Raw genomic sequence first — 18321 nt, 5'->3', positions numbered from 1 at the left:
CAGATCAATCCGGCTACACAAACTGTCGCCAATTCTGTGTCAGCGAGAGTAGAGTTTTACCATCCTTCCATCGATTTCTTGAACTTGACGGGCTCGCAGTCTCTGAAAGCATTGGTGGCGAAATCCGGGTCCGCCATGACTCCCCAGATTTTTCGACGCTGCATCCCCATCGTTCCCGCGTCGTATATCGGGAAAACGGCAGCTTCGCGCAAATATCTCTCCAGAGGGTACTCCTTGTTCAGCGAGTTCACTCCAGCGATTTGCATGCATTTGTAGACAGTATCGAAAAGCAGTTCGCAGGAAAATACCTTGGCCATGGCGCCGAAGGCCTGCCCCTCTGACTGATACATGTCGAGATAATGCGCCGCCTTCCAACAGAGATAGCGACTGGCTTCGATCCGCATGGCTATATCGCCCAGCGCGTAACCGACATTCTGATGGTGCATGATGGGCTTGTCGCCGGCAGCAGTATACGTTTTTGACCACTCCATGGTCCATTCATATGCCGCGCGCGCCACCCCCACTGCGGCAATGCCGGCAACTGGGCCGGACCATGTGAATGCCTTTGAGATGATCAGGTCGCCATCGCCGACCGCAAACACGTTTTCCTCAGGAACCCGGCAGTTATCGCACTCGATCCAGTTGTTCTGGTTGGTTCTGTGGCCAATCTTGTCAATTGGCGCCTTGAAGGTCATGCCCGGTGTGCCCCGCGGCACCAGTATGGCGCTCAAGCCCTCCTTGCCACCCTTGTGGCGATCCGTCCGGACGATGAACATGTTGACGTTCGCGCCCTTGAGATCCCAACCTCCCGAACTGCTCGGCCAATACTTCGAGCCGTTGAGGACATATTCGCCTCTGCCCTTGTCATGTTCTGCAGTCATCTGCATGCCTGAGGGATATGCGCCAGGGTGATCGAAGTTTGCCGTACCCGCGGCCTCGCTCACATTGTATCCGGCAATATATTCGCCCGTCTGATCGCTGGTGGCCTCGAACAACCACTTCCTTCTTTGTTCTTCCGAGCCGTACCAGACCAATGGCAGCAGCGCGAGCCCGTTGACGAGCAGAATACACCCGAAGCCCGGGTCCACCGCGCAAATTTCCTCAGCAACAATCTGGAGGTCGACATTGCTGATACCCGCGCCGCCATATTCCTTCGGAATGAACCCGAAAGTGAGGCCAAGTTTATGCGCCTCTCTATATACAGGCTTCATCATGGAGAAGGCTTTTTGCGGATCACGTTCCGCATCTGCCTCTATGGCGACGGGTTTGAGAATATCTTGGGCGAACTCGCGCGCCGTCTTCCTGATAGCGATCTGTTCACTGGTCAACGTGAAGTCGATTGCCATATCTTTCCTCCATCGGATCAGTGCCCTCCAGCCGTACCGTGATCGTCCTCCTTACGGTCGAATCGGAATAGCGAGTGAAACAGTGGCGCTGCATACCCAATAATGGTCAACGAACTGCGCCCCCCCAATTCAACGGGGCAGTTGGCATAAGCAGAAATGCTGAAGGTAACGCTTGAGTATAGACTTATGTCCGATGCGTATCGACGCATCGAAGTGATTCCCGGCGATGTCGAGCAAAAGTTGCAGATCATCGAGGAAATCTTGAGGCGGGAGAATTTCGCCGACTGCGGGCGTCAAGGAGTTGCGCCAACCTTCTCTATCGCGTGCACAGGAGATCGACAGTTGCCAGACGATCCAGATCGGCCTCGGAGCCTTACGCGCCATCAGAATTCCAGCACGGTGGTCGAATGCTGATCGAGGAAGAAGCGGATTACCCAGACCTGCCGTGGTTCAATGGCCGTCCAGCCCAACGAATGCGCCAACTACTTCGAGAACGCTGGATACGCTTCCGTCAAAACCTGAAAGGCTCTAGCTCTGCCCCTTCCAATTCAATAGTATCGCAGCGACAGCGGGAGCCCGGACATGTCGCCCGACGTGCAATCGCAACTTCGCTCATTTAGGTCCGCGTTTGCGGCGGCAGGTTTCGCCCTATGTGCTGCGGTGAGTGTTTATGTCTTGCCAGCCTTGGATGGGGTTTTGCCCGGGGGAGCAATCATCTGGCAGGTAGTGGCGCTTGTGACTGCCTTTTTGGGGGCGACCTGGGCTTGGCGGCGACTTCCCAATGAACCGTTATGGTCGCGGGCTTTGATCGTCCGCTTCATTGTTGCGGCGGCGATATTGATGGCGCTGCTTTGGCTCATAGGCGTGGGAATTCTCTGGCTGGTTTGGCCGCGTTAGCCGTAGGCCCACCTTGGCACCTCTCATCCCATTTATCGCCCCTCGCCAGAGCCGCGCCGACAACGACTTCCAGCGGCAGTAACTGTAGACTATCGGCATGGCTACGTGAGAGGAACCACGATTTGGATACCGCGACCAGCAGTGTCAGGTAGCACCTCCAGACGTCACCTTGGTCTGCACTGACATTGAAACAAACCTGAAAGAATAATTTATCGGATCGGTGAGGTTCTGCGCGCTAGCATCAGCGTCCAACGAATCGGAGGCCCCCATGTCTTCTCCAATGCGAGCAGCGGTTGCAAAAACCACATTTGCGCGCGCATTCGTCGTGCTTGGCTGCACAACAGCCCTCATGCTTCTGCCGATCCTGACTGGAAGCGGGAGGGGCTCCCTCGATGACTTTTCCCAGCAGGCCCATGCCAAGGGCGAAGGCGGAGGAAAGGGCGGCGGTAACGGTGGTGGAAACGGCGGCGGCAAGGGGGGCGGCAACGCTGGAAGTAACGGCGCCGGCAAAGGTGGCGGTCAAGGAGCCGGTGCCGGGAAGGCTGGCGAGCGCGGCAACGCGAAGGGCCCGGGGGGCCAGCTCGGTGGCAGCGCCAGTGCTTCGTCGGCCAAGGGCAAGGGCGCGGTGAAGTCGCAAACGGCAGCAGTGTCGGCCAAGGACGCCGGTCGCAAAACCAACAAAGCTTCGGCTGCCAAGATGAAGGAGAAGAACCTGCACGCCAAGCTCGGTGGCCTCAATTCCCTGAAGCGGAACGTCAACGCCTTCATAAACGCGAATGACCCGAAATTCGCGGCGATCCGTTCCTATGTAATGGCATCCGCCAATTATGACCTGACGCAGGCTGAACTTGCGAAGGCCACTGCCGCACTGGCTGCTGCGGATGCGAAATTCGCTGAGTCGGTCGGCGCGATCGAACCGTATGACGACTTCTCCTATACCGCGGACCTGACGGCCGCGGATCTGGAGGCGCGCCTTGGCGATCTCAACGCGATCGATCCCTCCACGCTGGATGCCAACGTGGCCGCAGCAATCGCAGCGGAAATCGATGCCCTTCGCTCCGCCCTTGATATGGCTGCAGCCGTCGGCGAGGCGAAAGCGCAAGTCGCCGATCTCGAGGTTAGGCAAGCGGAGCAGATGGAGGCCATCACGGACGAGGCGCTCACAGCGGCGCTGCAGGCGGGCGCGAATCCGAACCGAGTGGTCGATCAAGAGATGGTGGACTGGGCAAAGGATGTGCTGGGCGTGGGAGCAACCTACGGCAAAATCGATCAGGTCCGCGAGGCACTTCAAACGCAGACCGTCGGACTTACCGAACCCAGCCACGCTGCCAAATAACTGTATTCATGACGTGACTGGTCGCCACCGTCTTTCTCGTCTGCCCGAGATCGGCGACTGATCACATGCCCGCCTCCCCTGGAGCGGGCAATTTTTCTGCCCTTCGCGGTCGTTGATCCTACGGGGCTGAATTGGCGGTCTGATGCGCTGTCTTGTGGAATGCTTGTCTTCCGGCCTCTTACCATGTGTCCCGAGACGAGGAGGCAGCGATGTTGTCGAATAATCATCTGCTAATCACCGCCGTGCTGCGTTGATCGTTAACCGACAACCGGAGCGGCGAAGTCGCCCCGGTTGTGGCAGGGGGTGGCGACCAAGCTATGTGGCCCCATCGCCGACGGGTTTTAGGCGCAGAACTGCTACTGACGAGCACCGAGCAATACATTTATCTTGCCGATTTCGTCGCTCGTAAGCGCGGCCCTTCCGAAATCCGCCGTCAGCCGGGTTTCCGCGTCGTCCAGCGCCTGCTCCCGCGCGACCGGATCTTCGATCTCCAGCGCCGCCTGCCCTTCGCTGCGGCGGAGATCCCCGACCAACAGATTTGCTGTCGGCGATGTCCGCTTCTGGGGAGTGGCAAAAACGTCACCGACGGCTGGGATCGGGCGCGTTGCGGACGGGCAGTCTAGGGGCCGGAAGGTCGGCGCAGGTTCAATCGGAGCTGGCCGCAGGCGAACCGGCTAGCGAGGACGGTACAGACCGGCTCTCATCGCCAGGGTTCTCGGAACGGTCAGAGCTCCTCCGCGCACCGTCCTCGGTTTCTCGGCCCAACACAGGGCGGGAAGCAGTACCGTGCGCTTCTGTTCTGCAGTCCCCGGGCCTATTCCTGCCAGCGCGACGCGATTTGCTCCGGTCGCGGGACATTGCCGTCGGGTGTGAGCTTGTCGACCACGCCGGGCAGCGCCGTTGAGAGTTGCCGCAGCAGTTCATCCTCGCTCATCCCGGCACGCTCAGCGATCGATTTGATCGTCTGCGGCCCGATCGCCCTACCGAGATCCTCGGCCGCTATCGGTTTGTTCTGACCAGTACCGACCCAGGAATCGACTGCGGCGCCCTGCCCTGAACTCCGTAGCTTGTCGAGAAGCCCTTCAAGGCCTCCGAGCAGCCCGCCTTCACCGGCTTGCGGGCGCTCGCCCGCTTGGGGTTGGTTCTTGCCGCTCAGCATCTTGCCCAGCAACAGCGCGCCGAGCGCTATCATCAAAGGTTTGCCGATATTGCCGCCTGGTACAGCATCGTCAAACAGTCCCATGAAAGCCTCCTGTGCCACGACATCACACCGCTGAGAAGGGTGGAGCGTGATACCGCTTTTTCAAGACTGCCATAGGCCAGTTAAGTTTCCACCTTTCATCACCTTGCTTGCCTTCAACGACTTCCTGCGGCACTTGTCACCGGGCATTCCGGAGCCGATCTGCTGAGACGGACATCGTCTTCCATGGCCTTCAATCCGGGCCGCAGACGCCCATCGAGCATGGCCGCACTCAGTCACTTCTGAGGGGATACGGCGTGGTTGATGGCGAGTGTGACGACGCGATGAGGCGTCGCCTCCTGACGTTGACGCTTCTCCATGCGGAAAGCGATCTGCGCAAGGTCGACATCGACGGCTGGGAAGATCGAGCGACGAGGCTGTTCGATCTTGGCGACATCATCTGGCCAAGAGCCGCCTAACTCCGATGCACCGGTACCGCGTCAGCTTTCCCGAAAATCCGGCACGAACCGGACCGTCTCCGTCCCACCCCACAGCAGACCTAAAGGAATCCTGTGACCCTCCGGATGGGGAAGGATTCATTCCGGCAGAAGGGGGCCGGGTCCGGACTGTCCGCTTTCAGGCACCGAGAGTGGGATAGCTGCCATTCGTCGCGAGGCACTGCCTGCTTCCGGTCCCGGGATTGACCAATCACTGCCCCTTTGGGTGCAGATGGACGTGGCGAATTCTCATCCGGAAAACCAAGGATGGACTTTCATTCGGCTCCGCCGCTACAGAGTGAAGCGCTGAAGGGAGCTTCGATCAACGCGAGCGATCGAGGTATGCCCGCAATACCCGCTTTCCCTAACCGCCAATTTTTTTCGGCCACCTGGGAACGACTGAACACTCGAGTCGTTACCACCGCACCCTTACTCATCGGCCCGTCGTCTCCTCCCCCGAGGCGACGGGCTTTTTTCGTGTTTGGGGAAAGCAGTGCTTTCGCATCTACAAACGGCCTAAGCCTGGCTGCGGCGATGGAACCCGCCCTGGTGATCAAGGTTTCGTGACACACCAGAGAAATTTGGAACACTGACGGAGGGGAGGCATTCGGGTGGCGTTGAGCAGACCGAGTTGCTCGACGAGTGAGAGCTAGGAGCCCGATGTTCATCCCGGCTCCGGGCTCCGGCCGACCCCCATTCTTCCTGACACGCCTTAAGCCCGCCGCACGCCATGGTCCGGCGGGCTCTCTTATCGCTCAAGCCCGCGCTGAACCGCTCGGGACGGACCAGCGCGGGTTGGCTTGGAGACAGCGCGCTACCTCTGCGCTTGAGGCAGCAGCGGGATGATGCCAGAACTGCAATAGTGCAGCCAGTCAGGCAAAACCCGGGAAGAACCCAGGTGAGCGGAAAGCTTGCCCCGGTACGCGTGAGGAATGGGATGTCAGGCCCGCTGAATTCGTCCTGGACATCCCAACATCAGGGCCAGTATTTGTAGGAGCATGCAGCCAGCGCAGCAGCCCACACCACGATGATGAGGACGGCTGCCGCGTTGCTTCGCGGGCGCTCCTGGCGGCGAGCAGCCTCCTGCCTGAACTCGGCCATAAGCCCAGAAGGAATGAGACGGATGGCGAGGGAAATTCCTACGGGAACGATCAGGAGATCATCCAGATAGCCAATGATCGGGATGAAATCAGGAATCAAATCAATCGGGCTGAGGGCATAGGCTGCAACGGCCGCGGCTGTGGCTTTCGCGTACCAAGGGGTGCGCGAGTCGCGAGCGGCGATCCACAGGGCAACGACGTCGCGCTTCAGTAATCTTGCCCATTGCTTTGCCCGCTCCAGCAGCATGCGGGTTTCTCTCATGCTGCGCAAAATAGGCGATGGGGTTGAGCCATCCAACCGATATTCTCGATCTGTGGGTGCTTCTCCTGTCGCCTTGGCTGGTCGACGCCCGCGGTTCGCTTCACCCGAAGCAGGCGTCGCTGCTGTTGATTGCCCGAAACTCACTTTTGGGAGCTCATCTGAAAGTCGATCGTGAATGGGGATCGGCTTTTGGATCTAATCTTGTACGGCGCGCATCTCATGATGGCCCTTCTAGCGCTCTCCTCAAGTGCGAGAACCTGTTGGCGCCTGCCTTCCCAGTCGATGGTCGTTATCTCTCCATCTATATTCCCGGTTTCTGTGAGTTGAAATTGCAACGAAACCAGCGTGCGTCCTTGCCAATTGAGAGATGGTCGATCCCAGCAAATATCAACTCGAGAAATAACCAGGTCTTGGTCGCTCCTGTCCGCGGGGATCGGCTCGTTCTTGGCAGATGGGAGTATCCGGTCAGGTCCAACGGTAATGGTGCGCACTTTCCGAGGCGGGACCAGGTCGCTGCCCGGCGTGTTGGCACGAGCGACCTCAAGGCCAGATGTAGCTAATGACAGCGCCAGCGCAGCGATGGTGAATTTCATCGCCCCCTCCCTTTGCCGGCAGGGTGCGAGAAAGGGCGCGGGGCGTCAATCCTTCCGAAGGCGTAGGCCCGGCTGCCGTGGTTAAGGAATTCGATCCCGCCCCCTTCAATCAGTCCTACTTGCATGGAGCCGGCGCTGGATATGTCCGCAGCAGCGACCGAATGATCAGGGATTGATACCTGCCGGTCCCGCCAATTGGAGGCTCCTGCAGGTTGATGCCGTCGTTTACGTTTCGGATGATTTCAAGCAGGTCGTCCTCCGGCGGTTCCGCGCCGCCGCATATGAGATCGCCGACCGCGGCGAGGCCTCGCCACGAGCTGAAAACCTCGCGTCCGAACCTCGTGAAAGCCTCCCGCTCGTCTTCCGTAGGTCTCATCGGCCAGCCAAAAGCCAGTTTGAGGATGCCGGATCGCGGCACGGTCAACGACATCAGGGTCGTGTGGTTCAGGACCCGGGCGGTCGCGTCCCGGTGCTGCTGGAAGCCGAGTTCGCTGTCGAAGGGTTGATCCACCTTGACCGAAAGGTACGAGTTCGACAGGCCGTAGGCAACACCAGCGGCCGTCAGTCCCGCCAGGATCGCGTTGCCGATCCATCTGTCCTTGCGGCTGACGGGCTTCGCGGCCTCTCGCCCGATCAGTGCGAGGGTCGCCAGGCTTTCGACATCCGAGTCCACGAGACGGTCCCACTGCTCGGCGGCCCTGGCTTTGCGGGTCTCCGCCGCCTTCCGGATTATCGCCACCACCTGAGCGTTCGGAAGGTCCGCAGTTTCCGGTCCGCCGCCGCCGAAAGGCTGGTCGACGTAGCGCCCAGCCGAGTGTACCCATGCGGCGCGTGCCCACTTGAGGGTCTCGTCCAGCGTCTCCGAATCCACGCCTTCGCTTCGGGCGGATTGGACAGCGCCGACCGCCGCTAGCCGCACCGCCGTCCTCGGGAAAGCGGCCCCTCGCTCGCGAATGACAGCGGGTTCGCCTTCGCCCTTCAGGCCCTCGATGTGATGGACGTAGTCGATGCAGTATGAAAGCGCGCCTCCGGCTTCGCGGATGCGGGCATAGTGCGCCGCAGCGTCCCGCTTCGCGTTCTCGATCTTGTCGTCTGATCTTGCCATGAATGCTCCCCCCCCCCAAGGGGCCAAATCCTTCGATCTGGCAGTTCGTGACAAAGCTGCAGTCTTACGGATCGGCATCGGCAACGTCCACCTCGAGAAAGCGGCAAAACCTGCCGCCATGAGCGAATTGAGGTCGGCAACAACGGTGGCTCACGGTTGATTTCTGATTGAAAGCTGCATGTCCGCCGCCCGGCTGGCGTAAGGCTCGCCAATAGCCGACGCACTTGCTTTATCTTCTCATTCTGCAAGCATCTGGGCGCTGCCTGGGGCCAAGCGAAGGCTCGGTGCCACTTCCCTGCTTCCCCGCCGAGCCTTTGTCAGTGTTTTCCGACTGGCTGCCCTTTTTCGCTTCTGACATCATCCGGCGACTGTCAACATAGGGGCGAGAGAAGTACTGCGATCTCCCTGCTCACCCGCGTTGAGCTGTCCCCAGCGGTTCGGCGCGGGTTTCATTAGGGGGCAAGAAACGAAAATGCGCGCCGATCTGCGACGAACGGCGGATAAGGCAGGTCACAAACAAGGAGCGACCGGAGCCGGCCACCCGGGATGAACAACGGGCTTCTGGCTTTCGCTGGTCAAGCATATTGTCCTGCTCAACCACCCGAATGCCCACCCTCCCCTAGTTTTTCCAAATTTTCTGAGTTGTCACGGAACCTTGATCGGCCGTCGCGTACGGTGGACGTTTTCTCTAGAAAGCGTGATTGGCAACCCGTGGCTCGGCACCGAAGGTTCTGGTATTTTGCACCTAGAGACAGTTGCTCATGCGCGGCATGAGTTGGGACGAGTCCACGCATCGACCATCGAAGATGCAGTCTCTCCTAAGCAATGTCGGAGCGAAACGGGTTGGCTTACGCCCATGCGCTTGATGTTGATCGGGGGAACTGGCGCCCGCTAAACCAGACGCGTTTCAAACGCAGGCAGGTCGTCTCCGGCCTGCGGCGGCGCCTGCCGTCGGCTTGCTCCGCCGCTCTCGATGGAGGAACCGATGAAACCCACGACAGTGACATCCGCTGCGGCAATCAAAACCGCCAAGGCGGCACTTCTCACCGGGATGCTCTTGGCTTTGGCACCAGGTGTGGTTCTGGGTGCGCCGATCGCCAAGAAAGGCACTACCCCCTACGTGACGCATTTCATTTTTCGGCCCTTGCACAGCATTGACATTCCCGGACTCGGGACGGCAACCGCGCTGGAGGCGGTGGGGACCACCCAAAACATGAAAGGGGAGGAGATGCTCGACAAGATGTCGGCCCAGTGCACGGCACTAAGTGTAGATTCAGGCGACAAGAAATACATCGATGGTGCCTGCGTGCTGGCCGACAAGGATGGAGACAAGATCTTCTCGACCTTCGACACCCGTGACAAGGACAAGTCGCAGGCGGACATGAATTGCGGCACCCACATCATTACAGGCGGCACCGGCAAGTACGAAGGCATCACCGGGAGTGAGCCCTTCGCCTGCATTGCGATGCCTGCGCTGGCCGGCCCTGGCGGCTACACCGCAATGGACATCCCGCACAACACCACGTGGGAAATCAAGTGATCAGGACCTTCCTGTTATGGCCCGGGAAGGCTCCCCAACCTGCATCGGCGCTTTAAGCCGTGGCGCAAGCTGGGGCATTTGCATTGCCAGAGACGCAAAAAGAAGCCCGCCGCCTCGGGGGAGGAGACGACGGGCTGATGAGTAAGGGTACGGTGACAACGCGCTGAACAGTCGATTGTTCCCTGGATAAACAAAGTCGCCCGGCTAACCGACGCGGGGCGTTGGTCAGCGTTGGAGAGGGCTTACAAGGAGAAAGCCCATGAGCCTGCACAAAGCTATCATCAGCACCTTGACGGCCTCACTCCTCACCGGAGGCGTCGCGCTCGTGCCAATGACCGCCCTCGCACAGGATGCGAAGGTGACTGCTGCGATGGAGCTCCTGAAGTCGAAGGCGAACGAACTGGGGCCGCCGAAGATCGAGGGAACTGACGCCGTCGCCGGAAAAGAAGTGCCCGCGATCTATTTTGGATCCACCAAGATGAACAACAATTTCACTCTGGTTGATGAGGTCGTGAAGGAAGCTGGCGGCACCGCGACCATCTTCGTCAAGAGCGGTGAGGAATATGTCCGGGTCGCCACGAACGTCAAAAAGGACGACGGCGCGCGAGCGATCGGGACCATTCTGGACCCAAAAGGGAAAGCGATCGAGTCGATCAAGAAGGGTGAAGCCTTCTACGGCGAGGTAGACATTCTCGGCAAACCCTACGTGACGGGATACGACCCGATAAGGGATCCGGACAAACACGTGATCGGCATCTACTACGTCGGCTATCTGAAATAGATCCGCGGTACTCGAACGTCAATGCGGATGACTGCCGGACGCCTCACAAATTGAGCGATGGCGTGGCCGGGACGCCCGGCAGATCGACAGCCGAGACTTTGGGGGCGGAGGTTCGGTCAGTTCCGACAAATTGCAAGAATGCACGCCAGTTGGTCGCGTGACCAGTTTGGACAGGCAAATGGGAGGAAGGCGTGATGTCAATCTACCGATGCGAGCCTGTCCCGATTGGGCGGCGCGACTTCCTACGCTGTGGTGGCGCTGCCCTGTTTGGCGCTGTGGTTACGGCGTTGATCGGTGGCGCCAAACCTGGAATGGCCGATCCTGTCTCAGGCGCTGTTCCCGAGATCGACCGCCTCACGGTGAGGGTGGTCGTCGACAACTATCAATTCGCGGTCGCGCCCAGCCACAATGCCGCGAATGTCGACATTCAGCATTTCGGTTGGGGTATCGCTGATGGAAGACCGCCTGGCAAAACGCTGATGAGCGAATTTGGTCTCTCGATGCATGCCATGTCGCAACGCGGTGACGAGACGCGCAATGTCCTGGTCGATTTTGGCTTCACGCCAGAGGCCCTGCTCAACAACTCCGGCCTTGTGGGCATCGTCCCGTCGGAGCTCGATGCGCTGGTGCTGAGCCACGGGCACTACGATCATTTCGGTGGCCTCGCCGGTTTCCTGAAGCAAAACAAGGGCAGGCTGAAGGATGGGCTGCCAATTTACATCGGCGGAGAGGAGGCATTTTGCTCACGCGAATGGACGGCACCGCCAGCACATGGCGATTTCGGCGTGTTGGACCGTAGTGCGTTGGAAGAAGCCGCCCTCACGGTAAGGTTTGCGGAAGGACCCTCACTTGTTGCCGATCATGCTTTCACGACCGGGCAAATTGGCCAAGCGAGCTTCGAGACGCTGCTGTCCCCCACCTCGATGAGGATCGGCGCGGAACACGGGATGGGCTGCTATGCTGAAAAGCTCCCCGAGGACGAACGGACGCAATCGGTTGTCCCCGACCAGTTTCGGCACGAGATCGCCACCGCGTTCAATCTGAAGGGGCGCGGCCTGGTCATTTTGACCTCTTGCAGTCATCGTGGCGTGATCAACACGATCAAGCAGGCTCAGCTCGCGTCAGGCATCAGCAAGGTTCACGCGGTCATCGGCGGGTTCCACCTTGCGCCCTACAAGGAGGACTACATTCGGGAAACGATCGGCGCGCTCAAGGACATCGATGTCGACTATGTCATTCCGCTGCATTGCTCGGGCGAGCCGTTTTACGAGATCGCGAAAGGCGAGATGCCGAACAGGCTGTTGCGCTCCTACACCGGGACACGCTTCGTCTTCAGGTAGGTCGGCTTGGGCATGTTATTTCGGGCATGTAGACTCGAGCGCCCGGCGATCGATGTCCTGCGCGCGTGCCCGACAGTCGAGATGCCCGGTTTCTGCAGCCGCATGGGCGACGAATTGCGCGTGGCTATGCCGCGCCTGATCTACTTCATAGCCGACTTGGATATCAATCGGCTCAAGGTGACAACAAGAAAGACGAAGAATGCAGGCGCGAGCGGAAGGTAAAAGAAGAACTGGGTGATCCATTGTAACCTCGGCTGCAGGGCCCATGGTTCCAAGGCGATCATCAGACGGATCGCGAAGCGACGCAACGCTGCGTCCCGCCAGTTCGAACCCATCCCTAGGGAGACTGGGCCATGCGTATTGTCATCACTCTCGGCTACTGCCCCGGATTTTCTCTCTTTTGCCAGTGAGGACATAGCGGCCGCTCAGATTGACGAACATTTCACGATGACCGGAAGGCGCTAACGAACTCAGCCTGAAGCTAACGCCCACGCACGCGCTCACGACCGCTAGCGCCGAATGCCCTATTAGCGCCAGTTCGGCACATTTCTTAGCGACTCCCGCGCGCCCCGGCACTAAGCTGTGCTTGTTGCCTGAAGGGGAATTTGCATGCGTGGTCATTGCTTCTGTGGCGCTATTGCTTTCGAAGTCGATGGCGCGGCACAGTCCTGCGTGGTCTGTCATTGTGAAAGCTGCAGGCGGCAATGTTCTGCGCCGATGACAACCTACATTGGCGTCTTGGACGGCCAATGGCGATGGCTGGGCAACTCCCCGAAGGTATTCAACTCTTCTCCCGGCGTGGAAAGAACATTTTGCGATCACTGTGGCACGCCACTGTCCTTCCGCTCAAAGAACATGTCCAATGTCATGCATTTTTTTGCGGCAGCGCTGGAGGAGCCGGAAAAATTTGCACCTACGCTGCATGTCGCTTTTGAGGAGAAACTCCCTTGGTTGAAACTCGCAGACGGCCTGCCGACACGTTTTGGGCCTGACTACACGAAAGACCCAGGCTGTAGATTCAATACCGCGCAGCCCGATGCGTTTTGAGACGAGCTTGAGGGCAGCGAGGTAGTTTTCGGCTAGCTTGTCGTAACGTGTTGCCGACCCTAGCTGAGGCCGTTGGGTCAGAGGACGCGGCGAACGGTTACCGGTGTCCTCAACCTGTATAGCGGAGCACGTGATGTGCGTGCAGGTTCGTATCGCGACCAGCGATGACATAGCGGGAATTGAGGCCCTTCTGAACCGTTCATACCCGGTCCTGATGGCCCAAGCCTACTCACCGCCGGTTCTGGCGCTTGCCCTGACTTTGATTGCGCGGGAAAATCCCGCACTCATCGGCTCGGGAACTTTCTACGTAGCCAAAGACGCTGGAATTATTGTCGGTTGCGGAGGCTGGACATTCGATGCGCCGGGGTCGGGCGCGGTCGTGGACGGGCTAGCCCACGCTCGCCGCTTTGCCGTCGATCCCGAACGAGCCGGGCGAGGCATTGGGCGGGCTATCTTTGGGCGATCCGCACGAGACGCTGCAGAGGCAGGCGCAACCCGAATTCAAGCGCTTTCCAGCCTCAACGCCGCACCGTTCTATGAGCGCATGGGTCTGCGGCGCTTGGATCTGATCCGCGTGCCGATCGGGGCCGGTGTCGAGTTTCCTCTTGTGCTCATGGAGGGAGAGCTTCTTCCGCCTTCCACACGTTCCTGACGTTCATATCCCGAACGGAACTCACCCGGTCTGGCCTTGAGCGGCAGTTGCCACTTTCCAAGAAGCTTCCACCACGGACTGGAGCTTAGCCGCATCTGGCGCGTTGGAGCGCCTTGATCGGAGAACGTGGCGCGCGTCGTCGCGCTGGCACAGGGTGCCAGGCCGTTGTTCGAGGCTGGCTACCTCGACGAGGATCGGGCGCTGGCCGCTTCAAGATGCCATTTGGCGAGGAACGAGAATATCTCGTTCCCATCCAGTCTTAATCAGATGAATATTGGGGCCACCGAGTCAAGGTTGAAACTACAGACGCGCGCCCTAGAACTCCCGAAGATCAGTCATCATCCTGGAAAAGGAAGGATGCTGCTTTCGATGGCCATTGCCTGGGCTGCGCCGACCGAGGAACCCCGAAGTAAGACGCCAAGCCCCGGCATGGTCTGGATTCCTCGCGGGACGTTCCGCATGGGATCGCAACAGCACTATCCTGAGGAGGCGCCGGTCCACCGGGTCGCCGTCGACGGCTTCTGGATGGACCGGACGCCTGTAACCAACCGCCAGTTCCGCGCCTTCGTCCGTGCAACCGGGCACGTCACGGTGGCGGAGAGAAATCCGGACCCGAAGGATTATCCGTTCGCACTGCCGCACATGCTCAAGGCAGGCTCACTGGTGTTCAGTCCTCCGGATCACCCAGTGAGCCTCAACGACTTCAGCCGGTGGTGGACCTTCAAATTCGGGGCCAACTGGCGTCGTCCTTATGGTCCAGGCTCCTCGATCAAGGGCCTGGAAGATCACCCGGTGGTGCACATCGCCTGCCTCGACGCGGAGGCTTATGCGCGCTGGGCGGGTAAGGACCTGCCAACCGAAGCGGAGTGGGAATACGCGGCGCGCGGCGGGCTCGTCCAGGCAGAGTTCGCGTGGGGCGACGAACTGACCCCCAATGGCCGACATATGGCCAACACCTGGCAAGGCCAGTTCCCTTGGCAGAACCTGGCGCAGGACGGTTTCGAACGCACGTCGCCGGTCATGTCGTTCCCGCCCAATGGCTACGGGCTTTACGACATGATCGGCAATGTCTGGGAATGGACGAGCGACTGGTACGAGCCGAACCACCCGGCCGATGCGGCGAAGGCGTGCTGCGTTCCGGAGAATCCCCGCGGCGGGCGTGAAGAGCAGAGTTTTGACGCCAGTCAGGTGGGCGCGAAGATTCCCCGACGGGTCCTGAAGGGCGGTTCGCATCTGTGCGCGCCGAACTATTGCCGCCGCTACCGTCCGGCGGCGCGTCACCCGCAGCCCGTCGACACTTCCATGAGCCATGTCGGTTTCCGCTGCATCATCAGAAAGAGAGGAGCACTCAATGAGCAATGATCGTGCGTTCTCAAAGACCACAGATGAACGGCCCCGCCTCAGGCGCATGTTGACAACAGCCGCCTTGATCGGCGGCACCGCCTTGCTCTCGGCCGCGATGGCCACCGCGTCCCTCGCCCAGGCACAGCAACAGCCGCCGCAGCAGCCGCCGCCCCAGCGACCGAACATCCTGTTCATCATGGGGGACGACATCGGCTGGATGCAGCCGAGCATCTACCATCGCGGCGTGATGGTCGGCGAAACGCCGAACATCGACCGCATCGGCAAGGAAGGGGCGATGTTCACCGACTATGTGGCCATGCAGAGCTGCACCTCCGGTCGCAACGCCTTCTTCACCGGCATGTATCCGCTGCGCACAGGCATGATCCCGCCACAACTGCCCGGCAGCCCATCCTTTCTGCAGCCCGGCACACCGGCGCTGGCCAAGTTCCTGCTCGATCTCGGCTACACCACCGGCGAGTTCGGCAAGAACCACCTGGGCGATCACACCGCAGCGCTTCCAACGGCGCACGGATTCCAGGAATATTGGGGCTATCTCTATCACCTTGATGCCATGCAGCAGGTGAGCTTCCCGGACATCAACAAGAATCCGAACACCCAGACCGTCGCCCCGCCGTGCCGCAACACGCCAATCCCCGGCATTGCGGAGGTGCCGGGCGCGGTGGACGCCAAGACCACGACCTGCCTCACCCCACCTCGGAACGTGCTGTCATGCAAATCCGCCAACGGCACGGAGCAGAACCAGATGTGTTCCGACGAGGGGCCGCTGACGCTTGAGCGCTCCAAGACGGTGGACGAGGAAATCTCGGACAAGGTCGTCGACTTCCTCGACCGCAACGACCCGAAGAAGACCAACAAGCCCTTCTTCGTCTGGTACAACCCGGCCCGCATGCATGTGGTGACGGTGCTGTCGCCGAAATACGAAGCCATGGTCGGCGAGCGCGGCGGCAAGGACTGGGGCGTCAATGAAGCCGGCATGAAGCAGATGGACGACAACATCGGCGTCGTCCTCAAGAAGCTGGAGGACATGGGCCAACTCGACACCACCATCGTGGTCTTCACCACCGACAACGGCGCCGAGGCCATCAGCTTCCCGGATGGCGGGGTTACCCCCTTCAAGGGCCAGAAAGGCGAGGCCTGGGAGGGCGGTTACCGCGCGCCGATGGTGATCCGCTGGCCCGGCGTCATCAAGCCTGGCACCATCAACAACCAGTTGTTCGCCGCCCTCGACTGGGTGCCGACGCTGGTCGACATCGCCGGCGGCCCCAAGGGGGATGGGCTGAAGCAGCAGATCGAGGCGGGCCAGTATCCCGGTATCGTCAAGACGACGCTCGATGGCTTCGACCAGCGCGACTTGCTGGAGGGAACGTCCGCGAAATCGGCACGTGACTTCTTCTTCTACTATTCAGGGGCGACGCCCTCCGCGGTGCGCTACAAGAACTGGAAGATGTACTACACCATGTCGCAGCCGGGACCGCAGGGATGGATACTGCCGCTGGTCCCGTTCCACTTCACATTGGTGCAGAACATCAAGCGCGACCCATTCGAGCAGGCGGTCGGCATCGATCAGAAGTCGGCGATGAGCCTTGGCGGGGCATTGGGCGCTCCGGCGACGGCGTTCCAGTACGATTGGAACATGCTGCCGATCGGCCAGCAATTGTGGCTCCGCCACCTCGAGACCTACGAAAAGTTCCCGCCGCTGCAAGCCCCCGAGAGCTACAATCTCAGCGGCATCCTCGATCAGGTCAAGAAATCCCTGGCGAACCACCCGAGCGACTAGCCAACCCGATAAATGAGGCATCCGGTGGCCCAGCCCTCCCCCGCTTGCGGGGGAGGGAGCGCCGGGGTGCAGGCGGAGAGACTCGATGAGATTTGCGCAACCAGCCGCGTTCTGGATTGCGGTCTCTGCTGTCGCTTTGCTTGCGTTGGTGCTGTTGCACCAAATCCTCTTGCCGTTCGTCGTCGGCGCATTGCTCGCCTATCTGCTCGTTCCGGCAGTCGACAGATTGGAGCGGTTTGGGATTGGTCGCTCCTTTGCCGCTCTCATCGTCTTCCTGCCGCTGTTTGCGGGTCTTATCGCCTCTTTCCTGGTGATGCTCCCGGCCATCATTGGCGAACTCAGATTTTTTATCGAGGAGTTTCCCCGCTATGTCGCACGGCTACAGTCGCTCATGACCGATGCAAGCCGCCCCTGGCTGCGCCGCATCATGGGTGATGAACTTCATATCGAGCCATCCTCCGGTGAGTTCGCGCGAGCGATGGGCAGCGCCTGGCTTGATGGCTTCCTTCGCTCGGCATGGTCGGGCGGACTGGCCCTGATCCACCTTGTTTCGCTGCTCGTCGTCACGCCGGTCATCGCCATTTATCTGGCTATTGACTGGCACCGCATGCTTGCGACCGTCGATGGCTGGTTTCCCCCGGCGCACCGCGTCCATGTTCGTGCGCTTGGGCGCGAGATTCACGAGAGGGTTGCCGGCTTTGTGCGCGGGCAGATCGTTATCTGTCTCGTTCTCGCCGTGCTCTATGCAACAGCTCTCAAGCTGACCGGCCTCAACCATGCGATATTGATAGGGATCACCGCGGGCCTCATCAGTTTTGTTCCCTATTTCGGAGCCGCCACCGGCTTCTTCGTGGCCGTGTGCGTTGCGTTGGCCCAGTTCTGGCCGAACTGGCTGCCGGTCGCCGTCGTCGGGGGCATCTTTATTGCTGGAGAAATGCTTGCCGATTACGTCCTGTCGCCGCGTATTATCGGTCGCCGCGTCAAACTCAACCCGGTCTGGATGATGTTTGCACTGTTCGCGTTTGGATGGCTGTTCGGCTTCATCGGCTTGTTGTTGGCGATACCGGCCGCGGCCGCGTTGGGCGTGATCCTGCGGTTCGCGAGGCGGCAGTCCCTGGCAAGCTCAGGTGACGACGTCGATGGCAGCCTGCCCGGCCCGGAGTGATGGAGCGGTACTGAACCATTGCCGTTCGTGGAGCGTCCGCGACCTGCAGCGTTCATCCAGCGATGTCAGCTTTCAGGAAGTGGCGACGCGGATGGGAATGGCCGAGATCGGGCGCAGATCTGCCGTTCGCCCTGCGCAAGCAAGGTCGCCTAATGTCCGGCATCGAGATGGTTCATATGATGCGCAAACGACAGGCGAGATACGCCTTCAATCCGAATCCGTCCCTGGCCGAGCAGTTCGAAATTCTTGCCGCATAATTGGCCTCGGGCCGGCCTTTTTGCACTCCCATTCAGCCGTTGCAACAGAACCCTGGTTTTCCGTTGAGTTTTTGAACCAGC

17 protein-coding genes and 3 pseudogenes are annotated in these 18321 nt (G+C 60.1%); 13 read left to right on the top strand and 7 right to left on the bottom strand.

All coding sequences use genetic code 11. The annotated features are described in order from the left end of the window. Nucleotides 1-56: 56 nt before the first annotated feature. Nucleotides 57-1346, bottom strand: a complete 1290-nt coding sequence (locus tag ABLE86_RS12780; protein WP_348779341.1) for an acyl-CoA dehydrogenase family protein — start codon at nucleotides 1344-1346, stop codon at nucleotides 57-59. Nucleotides 1347-1766: 420 nt separating this feature from the next. On the opposite strand from ABLE86_RS12780, the pseudogene ABLE86_RS12775 reads away from it, so the two are divergent. The 3 genes and pseudogenes from ABLE86_RS12775 to ABLE86_RS12765 all read left to right on the top strand — a co-directional run. Next, nucleotides 1767-1868: pseudogene (locus tag ABLE86_RS12775) on the top strand (IS630 family transposase); the annotation flags it as partial. A 60-nt stretch (nucleotides 1869-1928) separates the two neighbouring features. After that, nucleotides 1929-2243 carry a hypothetical protein gene (locus ABLE86_RS12770; protein WP_348779340.1) on the top strand — a complete coding sequence of 105 codons (315 nt, stop codon included), beginning with the start codon at nucleotides 1929-1931 and terminating at the stop codon, nucleotides 2241-2243. A gap of 268 nt (nucleotides 2244-2511) precedes the next feature. Continuing rightward, nucleotides 2512-3579: a hypothetical protein gene (locus tag ABLE86_RS12765; protein WP_348779339.1), complete on the top strand. Its 1068-nt coding sequence runs from the start codon at nucleotides 2512-2514 to the stop codon at nucleotides 3577-3579. Nucleotides 3580-3935: 356 nt separating this feature from the next. Here the strand turns inward: ABLE86_RS12765 and ABLE86_RS12760 are convergent, their stop codons facing one another. Together ABLE86_RS12760 and ABLE86_RS12755 are read right to left on the bottom strand one after the other, a co-directional pair. Further along, nucleotides 3936-4112 (bottom strand): hypothetical protein, encoded by a 177-nt coding sequence (locus ABLE86_RS12760; protein ID WP_348779338.1) that lies wholly within the window; start codon nucleotides 4110-4112, stop codon nucleotides 3936-3938. A 281-nt stretch (nucleotides 4113-4393) separates the two neighbouring features. Beyond that, complete coding sequence (locus ABLE86_RS12755; RefSeq protein WP_348779337.1) at nucleotides 4394-4822, bottom strand: YidB family protein; 429 nt, start codon at nucleotides 4820-4822, stop codon at nucleotides 4394-4396. 281 nt (nucleotides 4823-5103) lie between these two features. Between ABLE86_RS12755 and ABLE86_RS12750 the strand changes: the two genes are divergently transcribed. Beyond that, nucleotides 5104-5238 carry a hypothetical protein gene (locus tag ABLE86_RS12750; RefSeq protein ID WP_348779336.1) on the top strand — a complete coding sequence of 45 codons (135 nt, stop codon included), beginning with the start codon at nucleotides 5104-5106 and terminating at the stop codon, nucleotides 5236-5238. Nucleotides 5239-6231: 993 nt separating this feature from the next. Here ABLE86_RS12750 and ABLE86_RS12745 read toward each other — a convergent pair. The 3 genes from ABLE86_RS12745 to ABLE86_RS12735 form a co-directional block, all read right to left on the bottom strand. Next, nucleotides 6232-6603 carry a YkvA family protein gene (locus ABLE86_RS12745; RefSeq protein ID WP_348779335.1) on the bottom strand — a complete coding sequence of 124 codons (372 nt, stop codon included), beginning with the start codon at nucleotides 6601-6603 and terminating at the stop codon, nucleotides 6232-6234. A 155-nt stretch (nucleotides 6604-6758) separates the two neighbouring features. After that, nucleotides 6759-7211, bottom strand: coding sequence for a hypothetical protein (locus ABLE86_RS12740; RefSeq protein ID WP_348779334.1), 453 nt, complete (start codon nucleotides 7209-7211; stop codon nucleotides 6759-6761). A 115-nt stretch (nucleotides 7212-7326) separates the two neighbouring features. Continuing rightward, a complete protein-coding gene (locus ABLE86_RS12735; protein ID WP_348779333.1) occupies nucleotides 7327-8394 on the bottom strand; it encodes a hypothetical protein in 1068 nt (355 codons plus the stop codon). A gap of 907 nt (nucleotides 8395-9301) precedes the next feature. On the opposite strand from ABLE86_RS12735, the gene ABLE86_RS12730 reads away from it, so the two are divergent. The 4 genes from ABLE86_RS12730 to ABLE86_RS12715 all read left to right on the top strand — a co-directional run bounded on the left by ABLE86_RS12730 (nucleotide 9302) and on the right by ABLE86_RS12715 (nucleotide 13024). Further along, a complete protein-coding gene (locus ABLE86_RS12730; protein WP_348779332.1) occupies nucleotides 9302-9856 on the top strand; it encodes a hypothetical protein in 555 nt (184 codons plus the stop codon). A gap of 259 nt (nucleotides 9857-10115) precedes the next feature. Continuing rightward, nucleotides 10116-10637, top strand: a complete 522-nt coding sequence (locus ABLE86_RS12725) for a Cache 3/Cache 2 fusion domain-containing protein (protein ID WP_348779331.1) — start codon at nucleotides 10116-10118, stop codon at nucleotides 10635-10637. Between the two features lie 194 nt (nucleotides 10638-10831). Further along, nucleotides 10832-11977, top strand: a complete 1146-nt coding sequence (locus ABLE86_RS12720; protein ID WP_348779330.1) for an MBL fold metallo-hydrolase — start codon at nucleotides 10832-10834, stop codon at nucleotides 11975-11977. Nucleotides 11978-12586: 609 nt separating this feature from the next. Then, entirely contained in the window at nucleotides 12587-13024 is a 438-nt protein-coding gene (locus tag ABLE86_RS12715; protein ID WP_348779329.1) for a GFA family protein, read from the top strand. Here the strand turns inward: ABLE86_RS12715 and ABLE86_RS12710 are convergent. Then, a pseudogene (locus ABLE86_RS12710) lies at nucleotides 12986-13078 on the bottom strand (IS5/IS1182 family transposase); the annotation flags it as partial. The gene ABLE86_RS12715 and the pseudogene ABLE86_RS12710 sit on opposite strands and share 39 nt — an antisense overlap. A 79-nt stretch (nucleotides 13079-13157) precedes the next feature. Between ABLE86_RS12710 and ABLE86_RS12705 the strand changes: the two are divergent. The 5 genes and pseudogenes from ABLE86_RS12705 to ABLE86_RS12685 all read left to right on the top strand — a co-directional run. Next, entirely contained in the window at nucleotides 13158-13676 is a 519-nt protein-coding gene (locus tag ABLE86_RS12705) for a GNAT family N-acetyltransferase (protein ID WP_348779328.1), read from the top strand. A gap of 369 nt (nucleotides 13677-14045) precedes the next feature. Continuing rightward, nucleotides 14046-15038, top strand: coding sequence for a formylglycine-generating enzyme family protein (locus ABLE86_RS12700; protein WP_348779624.1), 993 nt, complete (start codon nucleotides 14046-14048; stop codon nucleotides 15036-15038). Nucleotides 15039-15135: 97 nt separating this feature from the next. Beyond that, entirely contained in the window at nucleotides 15136-16818 is a 1683-nt protein-coding gene (locus ABLE86_RS12695; RefSeq protein ID WP_348779623.1) for an arylsulfatase, read from the top strand. 85 nt (nucleotides 16819-16903) lie between these two features. After that, complete coding sequence (locus ABLE86_RS12690; RefSeq protein WP_348779327.1) at nucleotides 16904-17983, top strand: AI-2E family transporter; 1080 nt, start codon at nucleotides 16904-16906, stop codon at nucleotides 17981-17983. 149 nt (nucleotides 17984-18132) lie between these two features. After that, nucleotides 18133-18240 (top strand): annotated as a pseudogene (locus ABLE86_RS12685) (IS6 family transposase); the annotation flags it as partial. Between the last annotated feature and the right edge of the window lie 81 nt (nucleotides 18241-18321).

This window comes from Mesorhizobium sp. KR2-14 (assembly GCF_040049255.1).
GTDB lineage: Bacteria > Pseudomonadota > Alphaproteobacteria > Rhizobiales > Rhizobiaceae > Pseudaminobacter.
The sequence above is the reverse complement of the archived record's forward strand: the minus strand, read 5'-3'. Positions and strand labels throughout refer to the sequence as shown.

Bases quoted from the DNA above. Each gene is read 5' to 3' on its own strand.
- ABLE86_RS12720 (WP_348779330.1), top strand. From the start codon at position 10,832: ATGTCAATCTACCGATGCGAGCCTGTCCCGATTGGGCGGCGCGACTTC.
- ABLE86_RS12700 (WP_348779624.1), top strand. From the start codon at position 14,046: ATGGCCATTGCCTGGGCTGCGCCGACCGAGGAACCCCGAAGTAAGACG.
- ABLE86_RS12725 (WP_348779331.1), top strand. From the start codon at position 10,116: ATGAGCCTGCACAAAGCTATCATCAGCACCTTGACGGCCTCACTCCTC.
- ABLE86_RS12740 (WP_348779334.1), bottom strand. From the start codon at position 7,211: ATGAAATTCACCATCGCTGCGCTGGCGCTGTCATTAGCTACATCTGGC.
- ABLE86_RS12730 (WP_348779332.1), top strand. From the start codon at position 9,302: ATGAAACCCACGACAGTGACATCCGCTGCGGCAATCAAAACCGCCAAG.
- ABLE86_RS12695 (WP_348779623.1), top strand. From the start codon at position 15,136: ATGGCCACCGCGTCCCTCGCCCAGGCACAGCAACAGCCGCCGCAGCAG.
- ABLE86_RS12705 (WP_348779328.1), top strand. From the start codon at position 13,158: ATGTGCGTGCAGGTTCGTATCGCGACCAGCGATGACATAGCGGGAATT.
- ABLE86_RS12770 (WP_348779340.1), top strand. From the start codon at position 1,929: ATGTCGCCCGACGTGCAATCGCAACTTCGCTCATTTAGGTCCGCGTTT.
- ABLE86_RS12690 (WP_348779327.1), top strand. From the start codon at position 16,904: ATGAGATTTGCGCAACCAGCCGCGTTCTGGATTGCGGTCTCTGCTGTC.
- ABLE86_RS12750 (WP_348779336.1), top strand. From the start codon at position 5,104: ATGAGGCGTCGCCTCCTGACGTTGACGCTTCTCCATGCGGAAAGCGAT.
- ABLE86_RS12745 (WP_348779335.1), bottom strand. From the start codon at position 6,603: ATGCTGCTGGAGCGGGCAAAGCAATGGGCAAGATTACTGAAGCGCGAC.
- ABLE86_RS12735 (WP_348779333.1), bottom strand. From the start codon at position 8,394: ATGCCGATCCGTAAGACTGCAGCTTTGTCACGAACTGCCAGATCGAAG.
- ABLE86_RS12765 (WP_348779339.1), top strand. From the start codon at position 2,512: ATGTCTTCTCCAATGCGAGCAGCGGTTGCAAAAACCACATTTGCGCGC.
- ABLE86_RS12780 (WP_348779341.1), bottom strand. From the start codon at position 1,346: ATGGCAATCGACTTCACGTTGACCAGTGAACAGATCGCTATCAGGAAG.
- ABLE86_RS12715 (WP_348779329.1), top strand. From the start codon at position 12,587: ATGCGTGGTCATTGCTTCTGTGGCGCTATTGCTTTCGAAGTCGATGGC.
- ABLE86_RS12755 (WP_348779337.1), bottom strand. From the start codon at position 4,822: ATGGGACTGTTTGACGATGCTGTACCAGGCGGCAATATCGGCAAACCT.